Here is a 12,227-nt window from a genome sequence, read left to right on the forward strand (position 1 = left end):
TGTGGTGGAAAAGGTAACGAGGTGATCCGGGTTGGCGCTGGTGCTCAGTGCAGTTCCAGCGCGTCGCGGATGTAGAGGCAGGTCAGGATCGAGAAGACGTAGGCTTGCAGGAACGCGACCAGGAACTCGAAGCCGGTCAGCGCGATGTTGAGGGCCAGCGGGACGAGGCCGGCGAGGAAGCCGACGGCGCCCAGGCCGCTGATCATCATAACCGTGAAACCCGCGAACACCTTCAGCATGGTGTGACCGGCCATCATGTTGGCGAACAGTCGGATCGACAGGCTGACGGGGCGCATCAGGTAGGAGATCACCTCGATCGGGATCAGGATCGGGGCGAGCGCCAGCGGCGCGCCGTGCGGCATGAAGAAGCTGAAGAAATGCAGGCCGTGCTTCATCAGGGCCAGGACGGTCACGAACACGAACACCGTCGCCGCCAGCGTGAAGGTCACGATGATGTGGCTGGTGAAGGTGAAGGTGAACGGGATCATGCCGACGAGGTTGCCGAACAGCACGAACATGAAGATCGCGAAGACGAACGGGAAGTAGGGGCGGGCGTCATGCCCGGCGTTGTCCCGAACCATGTTCGCGACGAATTCGTAGAAGATCTCGGCCAGCGACTGCAGGCGGCCCGGAACCAGGGCGCGGCCAGACATGCCGAAGACGAGCAGCGCGTAGATCAGCGCGACCGCCACGACCATGAAGAAAGCCGAGTTCGTGAAGGACACGTCATACCCGGCGATCACGATCTGGAGGATCGGGTTGATCTGGAACTGGTGCAGCGGATCCAAGGTCGTCCTCACTCAGTGTGCGTCGCCGTTGGGGCGCTCGTTGTCATCCTCACGGGCCCGGCGGTAGCCGGGGGCTAATCCGAGCCCGGTGATGGCCCGGTAGACATTCAGAATTCCGGCCGCCGCGCCGAGGAAGAACATGACGATCAATCCCCAGGGCGCCGTTCCGAGCCAGCGGTCGAGCAGAAGCCCGCCACCGACGCCAACGATCATGGCTGCGACCAGCTCGGTTCCGATTCGAAAGGCGATGCCGAGAGGACTTTGCGGCAGCCGGTGATATTTCCCCGGACCGCTCTGCGATTCCTTCCCTTCACGCGCCTTCTTCAGTCGGGCGTCAAGCTCTGCCAGAGACGGCGGGGGCTTTTCGTCGCTCATGTCGCTTCGTTGTCCCCGTTGTCTCGCAGCCACGCGAAAGCGGCGAGACCATACGGACAGGGCACAACCCTGTCAAGTCGCAAAACCCTTAATACAAGTGCTTGAAAACCCAACAAAACCGCGCCGAAACCTTGGTATTACCGGGTCAAAGGGCGCGGCTCCGCTCATGTTTTCCGTCAGCCGGCAATGCGGGTGCCCAGATCCTGGGCCACGCGGTCGGCGGTGGTGCCGGCCGGATACACCCCGAGGAAGCGTCCGTCGGGGCCCATCAGGTAAAGAAAACTGGAGTGATCCATCAAGTAATCCTCCGGCTTTCCGCCTTCCTGAGGCGCCTTGGCGTAATAGACCCGGTAGGCCTTGGCCGCCGCCTTCACCTGCTCCGGCGTGCCGGTCAGCCCGACCAGATTGGGGTGGAACAGGCCGACATAGTCCTTCAGATGCGCCACCGTGTCGCGCTCCGGGTCGACCGAGATGAACATCGGCTGCACCTTGTCCGCCTGCACGCCCAGCAGGTCCATGGCGCGGGCCATCGTGCCCAGCTCCGTCGGGCAGACGTCGGGGCAGTAGGTGTAGCCGAAATAGATCAGCAGATATTTGCCGCGATAGTCGGCGTCGGTGACCGTCTTGCCGTCCTGGTCGGTCAGGGTGAAGGGGCCGCCGATGGGCACGCTGCTCTGCACCGTGCTGGAGGCGTTGTCGACCTGCCACCAGGCGATGCCGGCGGCGATCACGAGCCCCACGACGGAGGCGGCGGCGATGCGGATGAGTTCGGGCTTTCATGACCGACTGGAATGGGGCGGCGCACGGTTCAGGTCAAGAGGACAATCTGCCCAAGGAGCGAGCGCCGCGCGCTCACCAGAGGCGCCGCGCGGCCCAGCGCAGCGCCAGCGCCGCGGGGGCCGCCGCCAGCGCGATCAGCGCTAGGGTGGTCACGGTCAAGGTGCCGGTGGCGGCATAGACCGCGGCGGCAGCGATGCCGCCCGGCAGCAAAGCGAGGAGCAGCCAGGCCAGGCGGGGTTTCCAGACGGCGAAGTCGACCGTGCCCTTGGCCATCAGCCAGGCGACTCCCTCGAGAAGAGCATCGATGATCATGTCCATCGGGACTGCGGCCTCGTGTCCGGTTGCTCACGCCGCCTTGCGCGCCGGTTCGCCCGGGTGGGCCAGATGATGTCCGATCCGCTTGTCGAAGCGCTGGATGTGGCCGGTCAGCCAGTCGCGGAAGAGGGCCAGCAGGTCGTCGCCGACCCGCGGCTCCCCGGCCTCGAAGCGCTGCTTCAGCTCGGCCACGCGCTTGCGCAGGGCGTCGTGCTGCGCCTTGTGCTGAACGAAGTCGGGATAGCCCGACCGCTGCATCACCCGCTCCTCCTCCTCGAAATGCAGGACGGTGTAGGCGACGAGCTGGTCGATGGCCGAGCCGATGGCCTGCGGCACTTCGCCACCCCGGATGCGCCGGGCCGCCCGGTTGATCAGCGCCACCAGGATCATGTGGTCGTTGTCGATGTCCTCCTGCCCGACGGCCAGCGTGTCGTTCCAGGGCATGAAGACCTCCTCGCCGGCGGGGGCGAAGAGGGTGGCCAACTCCGCGCTGTTGATCGCCTCCACATTGACCAGGAAGGCGTCCACCAGGGCGCGCAGGGCACCGGCCTGCTGCGCCAGGCTCTCGGCGGCGTCGAGCAGGCCGTTGGCCGCTTTCTCCGTTTCCAGCGCGGAGACCGAGACCTCGTCGATGCTGGTGGAGACCTGCCGCGTGCCCTGCGCCGCCTCTCCCGCGCTGCGGGCGATCTCGCCGGTCGCCGCGCCCTGCTGCTGGACCGCGGCGGCGATGGAGGTGCCGATCTCGTCGCTGCGGGCGATGATCCCGGCGATCTCGCGGATGGCGGTGACGGCGCCCTGCGAGGCGTGCTGGACCTCGCTGATCTGGGCGGCGATCTCCTCGGTCGCCTTGGCGGTCTGGCCGGCGAGGTTCTTCACCTCGCCCGCCACCACGGCGAAGCCCTTGCCCATCTCGCCGGCCCGCGCGGCTTCGATGGTGGCGTTCAGCGCCAGCAGGTTGGTCTGGCTGGCGATGCTGGTGATGAGGTCGGCGACCTCGTTGATCTTCTGCGCGGCGTGGCCCAGCCCGTCGATGCGCTCGCTCGCCTGGCGGGAGGCGGTCACCGCCTGCATGGAGATGTGCGATGAGGTGGCGACCTGGGTGCCGATCTCGGCGATGGCGCTGCTCAGCTCCTCGGCGGCGGCGGCGACGGTCTGCACGTTCACCGAGGCCTGCTGCGACGCCCCGGCGACCGACGCCGCCTCGCGCATGTTGCGGTCGGCGGTGTCGGACAGCGAGCGCGCCGTGTTCTCCAGCGCCTGCACCGCCAGTCCGACCGCCCCGACCATGGCGGAAACCGTGGCGTCGAACCGCTCGGTCAGCCGCTCCAGGGCGCGGGCGCGCTGCCCGGTCACCCGGTGCTCCACCTGCTGACGCTCCCAATGGCGCCGCAGGTCGATCTGGTTGTTGCGGAAGACCTCCAGGGTGCGGGCCATCACGCCGATCTCGTCGCCGCGCCGCGTGCCGGACACCGTCACCGCGGTGTCGCCGCCGGCCAGCGTCTGCATCACCCCGGTCATCGCGTGCAGCGGGCGGACGATGGCCCGGCTGACCAGCAGGGCGATGCCCGTCGCCGCCAGGGCGATCAGCAGCCCCAGCCCGCCGAGGAACAGGGCGGCCTCGCGGAAGGCGGCGGCCACGTCGTCCACATAGATGCCGGACCCGATCAGCCAGCCCCAGGGTTCGAACCCGCGCACGTAGGAGATCTTCGGCACCGGCTCCGCCTGACCGGGTTTCGGCCACAGATAGTCGACGAAGCCGCCCTCCGCCGCGACGCCGACGCGGGTCATCTCGACGAACAGCAGCTTGCCGTTCGGGTCGGCGGTGCGCGACTGGTCCTGCCCGTCCATCTCCGGGCGGATCGGGTGCATGATCATGCGCTGCGCACGGTCGATGACAAAGAAATACTCCGAGCCGGCGTAGCGCAGCCGGCGCAGCGCGTCCTTGGCCGCCGCCTGGGCGGCGTCGCGGGTCAGCGCGCCCTTGCGCTCCATCGCCTCGTAATGGGCGACGAGGCTGTGGGCGACCTCCACCACGCTGCGCGTCTTGTCCTGGCGGTCCTTCATCATCTCGGCCCGCAGGCCGAACAGGCTGACGGCGGCGATCAGGGCGAGCCCGACGGCCGCGACGCCCAGGATGACGGAGATCTTACCCTTGATGCTGATGCGCTCGAACACCTGACGATCCTCCGGAATTTTCTTGTTTCGGCGCGCGCGCCGGGTCCGGACGGGGCGGAAACCGTCCGGTAATTCTGCTAAATTTTTTGTTACTTTTGCTCCGGGGTCCTGATCGTCGTCAAGACGCATCAACCCAGGGTGAGAAAAGGTCGCGGCCATCCCGTCAAGCGTTCGAAAAGACAGGCATTCTGCGCCGCAAAAATGGAAAGGGAGGCCCGCAGGCCTCCCTCAGTTGTGCGCGGCACACCGATGGCGATGCATCGGGGGCCTTCGTTTGCCGGCGTCTTCAGAGCACGGTCAGCATGCTGGCGACCAGGGGATGGCGGACGATGTCGGTGTCGCTCAGCCGGACGACGGCGATGCCCTCCACCGCCTCCAGCCGGCGCGCGATGTCGGCCAGACCCGACAGGTTGTCCAGAAGGTCCGTCTGGTCGGGGTCGCCGGTCAGGACCATGGTGGAGTGCCAGCCCAGCCGGGTCAGCAGCATCTTGATCTGGGCGTAGGTGCAATTCTGCGCCTCGTCGATCACCACGAAGGCGTTGTTCAGGGTGCGTCCGCGCATGAAGCCGACCGGCGCGATCTCGATGGTGCCGTCGGCCATCAGCGCGCGCAGGCGCTTGGCGCCCAGCCGCTCGCTCAGCGCGTCGTAGAGCGGGCGCAGGAAGGGAGCCATCTTCTCGTGCATGTCGCCCGGCAGATAGCCGATGCTCTCGCCCGCCTCGATGGCCGGGCGGGAGAGCACGATGCGGTCGACCTTGCCCTCCTCCAGCGCCTCCACCGCGGAGGAGATCGCCAGATAGGTCTTGCCGGTGCCGGCGGGGCCGAGCGCCACAACGAGGTTATGGTCCTTGATCGCCTCCATCAGCCTCTTCTGGTTGGGGCTCTGGGGCTTGACCTTGCGGAGATAGCTCTGGTCGCGGCGGTCGTCGCCGCCCACGGGGTCCCAGCCGGCGGCGGGGAACAGTGGGTGGACCGTCGACTCGGACGCTGAAACGGCGCTGCCTTTGGTCTGGCGTTTGGCCATATCGCTCTCCTAACGTCACGTTGGTGGGCGGCGGCTCCGGGCACAAAAAAACCTCCCGCGAGCGGGAGGTCGTCGATGCTGCTGTGCAGCAAGGTGGCCGGAGTCTGGCTTGCCGGTGCGAGGCGTGCGTCCCGTCGGCTGCGCCCGTCATGGGGTGCCGGCGACAATCGGACACTCGGGAACGAAGCAGGATGCAAGCGGACCTCTTCGTCTGAATAGGAACCTCACATCACAAACATAGGTCGCGCGGCGGCGAAGGTCAGTCGAAATTGCGGGCATCGCAAAAGATTCACACAAGATGTTGTGGATGAGCCTCAGAGAGCGGCGGGGCGGCGACGGGCTACCGCCAGAGGCCGAGGGAACCCGGAGCGGCCGCGACGAAGGGATGTGCCGGTCGATCGCAAACCATCTCTGCGGGTGTCGCGGCGAGGGAAAGATGCCGCAGCGCGAAAAGGGCATAGTTCCGCAAAACCCTTTGCCCGGCGAATCGAGTTCCATTACCATACTTTGTGGTGAGACCTTTCGCTGACGCAACACATGGACCTCCAGCCCGGACGGGGATGCCCTGTTCCGGCCCGTGGCGCGTGTGTCCGGCGGTTGTCACTCCATCGGCGCCGGGAAAGGCTTGAACGGATGGGGTCCGCGCCGCTAGAACCCGGGTGGTTGACCCTTCCGCCCTGGTGCCTGGCCGATGGCCCCAGACATGCGGACGACACGGATTCGGCAGGAACACAAGCAGGATGGCAGCGGTGAGCAGCGCCAGGCAGGGTGCCGATCGGGACGGTCCGTTCCAGTTGCGGGGCAATTCCTTCACCATGATGGTGCTGAAGGTGAATGATCCGGCGTCGCCGGACTTCTTCACCCAGCTCGCCGTCAAGGTCCGACAGGCGCCCAATTTCTTCCGCAACGCCCCCGTCGTCCTCGATTTCGAGGAGCTGACGGAGGACACCCCGCGCTTCGACATCGCCGCCCTGGTGACCAACCTGCGCGCGCTGTACCTGCTGCCGGTCGGCTTCCGGGGCGGCCCGCGCGCGGTCCACGAGGGGGCGCTCGCCGCCGGGCTGACCCCGATGCCCGCCGGGCGCGCCGCCAAGCTGGAGTCCGCCGCGCCCCCCGCCGCCGACCCGCAGGCCGGCGCCGCCGCGATCCCGGCCCCGCCGCCCGAACCGATCTACCGCCCGGCGCTGCTGGTGACCGAGCCGGTGCGCTCCGGCCAGCAGATCTATGCCGAGAAGACGGATCTGGTCATCACCGCCCCGGTCTCCCCCGGCGCGGAGGTGGTGGCCGACGGCAACATCCATGTCTACGGCGCGCTGCGCGGGCGGGCGCTGGCCGGCGTGTCCGGCGACACCAACGCGCGCATCTTCTGTCACAGCCTGGAGGCCGAGGTCGTCTCGGTGGCCGGGCTGTACCGCGTCAGCGAGGATTTCGGGAACGACGTGCTGAAGAAGCCGGTGCAGATCTTCCTGCGCGACGGCTATCTTCACATGGAGCCCCAGTGATGACGCTTTTGAGCGCTTTCGGTCGAACGGCCCTCTGTGCGAGGACGGTGTCACGCAAAGCGTGCCCGGCACAGACCCCGATCTGCGTAACCCGGTAACCGGACCTTGGCGGCAACATTTAGGAACGTGGGAGAAGCTCCGTTGGGCAAGATCATCGTCATGACTTCCGGCAAGGGCGGCGTCGGCAAGACGACCTCCTCCGCCGCTTTCGCGACCGGACTCGCCTTGCGCGGCTTCAAGACGGTCGTCATCGATTTCGACGTCGGGCTGCGCAACCTCGACCTCATCATGGGCTGCGAGCGGCGCGTGGTGTTCGACTTCATCAACGTCATCAACGGCGAAGCGAAGCTGAGCCAGGCGCTGATCAAGGACAAGCGCATCGACAACCTGTCGATCCTGCCGACCTCGCAGACCCGCGACAAGGACGCCCTGACCCGCGAAGGCGTGGAAAAGGTCCTGAACGAACTGTCCAAGGACTTCGACTACATCGTCTGCGACAGCCCGGCGGGCATCGAGCGGGGCGCCTTGATGGCGCTGTACTTTGCCGACCACGCGGTGATCGTGACCAACCCGGAAGTCTCGTCGGTGCGCGACAGCGACCGCATCCTCGGCGTGCTGGCCTCGCGCTCGCGCCGGGCGGAGCAGGGGCTGGAGCCGGTGACCCAGCAGCTCCTCCTCACCCGCTACGACCCGGAGCGGGTGGAGCGCGGCGAGATGCTGAAGGTCGACGACGTTCTGGAGATCCTGGCGATCCAGCTGCTCGGCGTGATCCCGGAGAGCCAGGCCGTGCTGCGCGCCTCCAACGTCGGCATGCCGGTCATCCTCGACGAGGCGTCCAACGCCGGCCAGGCCTACCTGGACGCGGTTTCCCGCTTCCTGGGCGAGGATGTCGAGCACCGCTTCGTCACGCCGCAGAAGAAGGGCCTGTTCAGCCGCCTCCTCCGGAGGTCCGCATGAGCATCTTCAGCTTTTTCCGGTCAGCCCCGCGCGCGTCAGCCGTCCAGGCCAAGGAGCGTCTCCAGATCGTCATGGCGCACGAGCGCGCCGGGCGGACGGGGCCGGACTATCTGCCGATGCTCCAGCAGGAGCTGCTGGCGGTCATCGCCAAGTACATCGACATCGACCAGAACAAGGTCGAGGTGAAGCTGGACCGCGGCGGCGATTGCTCGACCCTGGAGCTGAACATCGAGCTGCCGGCCCGCGAGGCCGCCGCCAAGGCGCTGAAGGAAAGCGCCAAGCTGGCGGTGGCCGGCAACCGCCCGGCGGCCAAGGACGGCGACGAGTCCGACGCGGTCAAGCTGGCCGCCGGTGGCTCCCTGACCAACGGCGGCGTCAAGAAGCGCCGCTGAACGTCCCGTGTGTCCGGTGAATCGATCCCGCCGCAGCCGGCCCGCTGCGGCGGGATTTTTCATGCCCTCCGGGAGGGTCGCCGCGCGGTCATAGGCCGCAGCTCCCGGCCGGGCTGGACTTCCGTGCGGGTTTACCTCCGCCGTTCGAAGAGGTATCAACGGATGAGAGCCCGTCAGGGACCGGCCCTCACCGGCCAAACCCTCACCGGGCAGCGTTGCGGCAGTGAGGGAGTGGCGGCCGATGTTCTTCGAATGCTCGCGGCTGATCGACGGCAACCAGCCGCGCCTGTCCAACGGCATCACCGTGACCGACGTCGACGGTGACGGGGCATTCGAGCTGGTGGTCACGGGCTACGCCACCAACAACCTCATTCTCAAATGGGACGGCTCCCGGCTGGTCGACATTGCCGGGCCGCTGCTGGCCGACCCGTCGGGCTGCGCGGTGGCCATCGCCGCCGCCGACGTGGACGGCGACGGGCGGGAGGAGCTGTATGTCCTGAACTCCGACCGGGCGAGCGGCCCGAAGGAGATGGGCGACCGGCTGTTCGCCTGCTTCGGCAAGCACTGGCTCGACCTGCTGGCCCAGCCGGAGAACGCCGGCATGGCGAACCGCGTCGCCGGACGCTCGGTGATCGCCATGGACCGGCACGGCCATGGCCGCTACGGATTCGTCGTGGCGGCCGACGGCGGTCCCTTCCGCCTGTTCGAACTGAGCCGCCGCGGGCGGCTGGAGGATGCGGCGGAGGACGCGGGCATCGACCTGATCGGCGCCGGGCGCGGGCTGCTCGCCCTGCCGTTCCTGTCCGACCGCGTCGACCTGTTCGCCTGCAACGAGGGTGGGCCGAACTTCCTGTTCCGCAATCTCGGCGACGGCACCTACGAGGAGATCGCCGAGGAGCGCGGCGTCGCCGATTCGCGTTTTGCCGGGCGGGCGGTGACCGCGGTGGACGGGCCGGGCTATGGCGGGTTCGGGCTGCTGGTCGGCGCCTGGGAAGGGCCGCAGCGCCTGTTCGTCCAGCGCTCCGGCGGTGGCTTCGTCGACGAGGCCGATCCCGAGATGTCCTTTCCGGGCCGGGTGTCCAGCGTGATCGCCGCCGATTTCGACAACGACGGCTACGAGGAGCTGTTCTTCAACCTGCACGGCGAGCCCAACCGCCTGTTCGCGTGGCGCGACGACCGCTGGCAGTCCATCGACCTCGGCGACGCGGCGGAGCCCAAGGGGCTGGGCACCGGGGCGGCGGTGGCCGACATCGACGGCGACGGGCGGCTGGAACTGCTCGTGGCCCACGGCAACGGGATCGGCGCCGGGCACGGTGGGGGGCATGGCGGCGGGCATGGCGGCGGATCGCCGCAGCCCCTGTCGCTCTACCGCACGGCGGCGAACCACAACGGGTGGCTGCGCGTGCTGCCCCTGACCCCCTACGGCGCGCCGGCGCGCGGCGCCGTGGTCACCTGCACGGCCAACGGGCGGCGGCAGGTGCGCTCCGTCTGCGCCGGGTCGGGCTATCTCTGCCAGATGGAGCCGGTGGCCCATTTCGGGCTGGGCAGCGCCCGCGGGGTGGAGCGGCTGGAGGTGCGCTGGCCCGACGGCATGACGGCCATCGTCGAGAATCCGCCCATCGGCCGGCTGCTGACCGTTCCCTATCCGCCGGAGTGAGCGGGCGGCGCCGATGGTGCGTCCGGGAAGCGGTTGAGCTGAATTATATTTCCGTCCGGCAATAAATTTAATCTTTTGTATAACTCGTCGGGTCTTTACTTTGCGGCGTCCGCCAGGGCCCGACGGGAACGCGCGGACGGGGAGATGTACGCCCTGTAACCGACCGCGAACCAATAAGGGGGCGCCGGGCTCTCGGCCCGCGACCGCAGGCACATGGCACACAGCGACGTTCTCAGCCCCGGCCCCCGCGACCGGACGCTGACCGGGGTCGAGCGGTTCTTCGACACCGACGAGGTCATCGTTTCCAAGACCGACCTGAAGGGCCGGATCACCTACGCCAACCGGGTGTTCCAGCGCGTCGCCGGCTACAGCGAGGCGGAGCTGATGGGGGCGCCGCATTCCATCGTCCGCCATCCGGACATGCCGCGCTGCGTGTTCAAGCTGCTGTGGGACACGCTGGGGGCGGGGCAGGAGATCTTCGCCTATGTCGTGAACCGGGCGCGCAACGGCGACCATTACTGGGTCTTCGCCCACGTCACCCCCAGCTGCGACGTCAACGGCCGGCTCGTCGGCTACCACTCGTCGCGCCGGGTGCCGGACCGCAGCGCCATCGACAAGGTGGTGCCGCTCTACCGCACGCTTCTGGACATCGAAAACCGCCACGAAGACCGCAAGCAGGGCATGAACGAGGCCTTCGCCACCGTTGTCGGGCTGCTGACGGAGAAGGGGATCGGGTATGACGAATTCGTCTTCTCTCTCTAAGGCGTTCGGCCTGGGGGCGGTCGCCGCGCTGTTCGTCGCAGCGCTGTTGGTGACCGATGCGCTGGACGTCGGCGGCGCGCCGCTGCGCCTCGCGATCGGGGCCGCGGCGTTGGCCGCGCTGGTCGGCGTCATGCTGTGCATGGTGCGCGCCCGCGCCGCGGTGGGGCAGGCGGTGGCCGTCTGCCAGGCGGTGTCGCGCGGCGACTTCGAGGCGCGGGTCGTCAATGTCCGGGAGAAGGGCGACCTCGGCGAGCTGATGCACGCCCTGAACGACTCGATCGACCGCACCGACGCCTTCATCCGCGAGGCCACCGCCTCGATGAGCTACGTGTCGGCCAACAAGTATTTCCGGCGGATCGTGCTGAAGGGCATGCAGGGCAACTTCCTGCACGCCTCGCGCACCATCAACACCGCCACCGACGCCATCGCCGCCAAAGTGAAGGGCTTCGCCGGGGTGACCGACCGCTTCGAGACGCAGATCCGCGCGGTGTGCGAGCAGGTGTCCGGCACCGCCCACCAGCTGGAGATGTCGGCCCGCACCATGGAGACCGACGCCCAGACAGCCACCGGCAAGGCGTCCTCGGTCGCCGCCGCCGCGTCGCAGACCGGTTCCTCGGTCGGCAGCGTTGCCGCCGCGACGGAGGAGCTGTCCGCCTCCATCCGCGAGATTGCCCGCCAGGTCGAGGAGGTCGCCAAGGTCGCCGCCAACGCGGCGGGCGAGGCCGAGCGCTCCAACGCCCTGATCGCCGATCTGTCGGGCGCCGCCAAGACGGTGGGCGAGGTGGTCACCCTGATCAACGACATCGCCAGCCAGACCAACCTCCTGGCGCTCAACGCGACCATCGAGGCGGCCCGCGCCGGCGAGGCCGGCAAGGGCTTCGCCGTGGTGGCGCAGGAGGTCAAGCGGCTGGCCGACCAGACCGCCAAGGCCACCGGCGACATCGCCGGCCAGATCGCCGGCATCCAGTCCTCCACCGACGTGGCGGTCGCCTCCATCGTCGGCATCGGCCACACCATCCAGGACATCAACCAGATCGCCGGCGGCATCGCCGCGGGCATCGGGCAGCAGGGCTCGGCGATCCAGTCGATCGTCAGCAACATGGATCAGGCCGCCGCCGGCACCCGCGCCGTCACCGAGGACATCCAGGACGTCACCACCGCCGCCGAACGGACCAGCGGCACCGCCCACGAGGTGTTCGCCGCGTCGGAGCGGATGACCGTCCAGGCCGACCGCTTGACCCGCGAGGTGCAGCTTTTCCTGGACGAGATGCACAAGGTCGCGTGACGCTTTTTTGTGCAATGTCCCATTGTTTGTCCGAAAAATTGCACTTGCTTATAAGGTAGGCATTGATTAGCGACCCGGCATTTGCTTGTATGCTAAGCAGTGTCGGGGCGGCGCAATGGGTCCATGCGACCTTTTGCCTCATTTTTTAGGAGAAACCGGTGTTTTTGTTGCGGCGCACGCGGTGCGCGGGGTGCGGTGCGGCAGGGCCGGTGCCG

The 12,227-nt window shown here is 67.9% G+C and carries 12 protein-coding genes; 6 read left to right on the plus strand and 6 right to left on the minus strand.

Annotation, left to right across the window (positions count from 1 at the left end; genetic code table 11):
* Window positions 1-44: 44 nt before the first annotated feature.
* The 6 genes from ACWPN5_RS04400 to ACWPN5_RS04425 all read right to left on the minus strand — a co-directional run bounded on the left by ACWPN5_RS04400 (window position 45) and on the right by ACWPN5_RS04425 (window position 5,457).
* A complete protein-coding gene (locus tag ACWPN5_RS04400) occupies window positions 45-788 on the minus strand; it encodes a F0F1 ATP synthase subunit A (protein ID WP_492296351.1) in 744 nt (247 codons plus the stop codon).
* 12 nt (window positions 789-800) lie between these two features.
* The gene (locus ACWPN5_RS04405; protein ID WP_014239729.1) at window positions 801-1,163 is read right to left on the minus strand and encodes an AtpZ/AtpI family protein; all 363 of its coding nucleotides are present in this window, start codon (window positions 1,161-1,163) and stop codon (window positions 801-803) included.
* 176 nt (window positions 1,164-1,339) lie between these two features.
* Window positions 1,340-1,903: an SCO family protein gene (locus ACWPN5_RS04410; protein WP_492294454.1), complete on the minus strand. Its 564-nt coding sequence runs from the start codon at window positions 1,901-1,903 to the stop codon at window positions 1,340-1,342.
* 112 nt (window positions 1,904-2,015) lie between these two features.
* Entirely contained in the window at window positions 2,016-2,261 is a 246-nt protein-coding gene (locus tag ACWPN5_RS04415; RefSeq protein ID WP_492294456.1) for a hypothetical protein, read from the minus strand.
* A 27-nt stretch (window positions 2,262-2,288) separates the two neighbouring features.
* Window positions 2,289-4,433 (minus strand): bacteriohemerythrin, encoded by a 2,145-nt coding sequence (locus tag ACWPN5_RS04420; RefSeq protein WP_492294458.1) that lies wholly within the window; start codon window positions 4,431-4,433, stop codon window positions 2,289-2,291.
* Window positions 4,434-4,719: 286 nt separating this feature from the next.
* A complete protein-coding gene (locus tag ACWPN5_RS04425; RefSeq protein ID WP_145679661.1) occupies window positions 4,720-5,457 on the minus strand; it encodes a PhoH family protein in 738 nt (245 codons plus the stop codon).
* A 740-nt stretch (window positions 5,458-6,197) separates the two neighbouring features.
* On the opposite strand from ACWPN5_RS04425, the gene minC reads away from it, so the two are divergent.
* The 6 genes from minC to ACWPN5_RS04455 all read left to right on the plus strand — a co-directional run bounded on the left by minC (window position 6,198) and on the right by ACWPN5_RS04455 (window position 12,012).
* Complete coding sequence (minC, locus tag ACWPN5_RS04430) at window positions 6,198-6,959, plus strand: septum site-determining protein MinC (RefSeq protein ID WP_247888436.1); 762 nt, start codon at window positions 6,198-6,200, stop codon at window positions 6,957-6,959.
* 141 nt (window positions 6,960-7,100) lie between these two features.
* Window positions 7,101-7,916 carry a septum site-determining protein MinD gene (minD, locus tag ACWPN5_RS04435; RefSeq protein ID WP_035672130.1) on the plus strand — a complete coding sequence of 272 codons (816 nt, stop codon included), beginning with the start codon at window positions 7,101-7,103 and terminating at the stop codon, window positions 7,914-7,916.
* On the plus strand, window positions 7,913-8,308 hold the full coding sequence (minE, locus tag ACWPN5_RS04440; protein ID WP_035672133.1) for a cell division topological specificity factor MinE: 396 nt from the start codon (window positions 7,913-7,915) through the stop codon (window positions 8,306-8,308). The genes minD and minE overlap by 4 nt, the downstream gene beginning before the upstream one ends.
* A 241-nt stretch (window positions 8,309-8,549) precedes the next feature.
* Window positions 8,550-9,965: a CRTAC1 family protein gene (locus ACWPN5_RS04445; RefSeq protein WP_145689050.1), complete on the plus strand. Its 1,416-nt coding sequence runs from the start codon at window positions 8,550-8,552 to the stop codon at window positions 9,963-9,965.
* Between the two features lie 213 nt (window positions 9,966-10,178).
* Complete coding sequence (locus ACWPN5_RS04450) at window positions 10,179-10,727, plus strand: PAS domain-containing protein (protein WP_492294461.1); 549 nt, start codon at window positions 10,179-10,181, stop codon at window positions 10,725-10,727.
* Entirely contained in the window at window positions 10,702-12,012 is a 1,311-nt protein-coding gene (locus tag ACWPN5_RS04455; RefSeq protein ID WP_492294463.1) for a methyl-accepting chemotaxis protein, read from the plus strand. The genes ACWPN5_RS04450 and ACWPN5_RS04455 overlap by 26 nt, the downstream gene beginning before the upstream one ends.
* The last annotated feature ends 215 nt before the right edge of the window (window positions 12,013-12,227 follow it).

Source organism: Azospirillum sp. UENF 211521 (genome assembly GCF_058780535.1).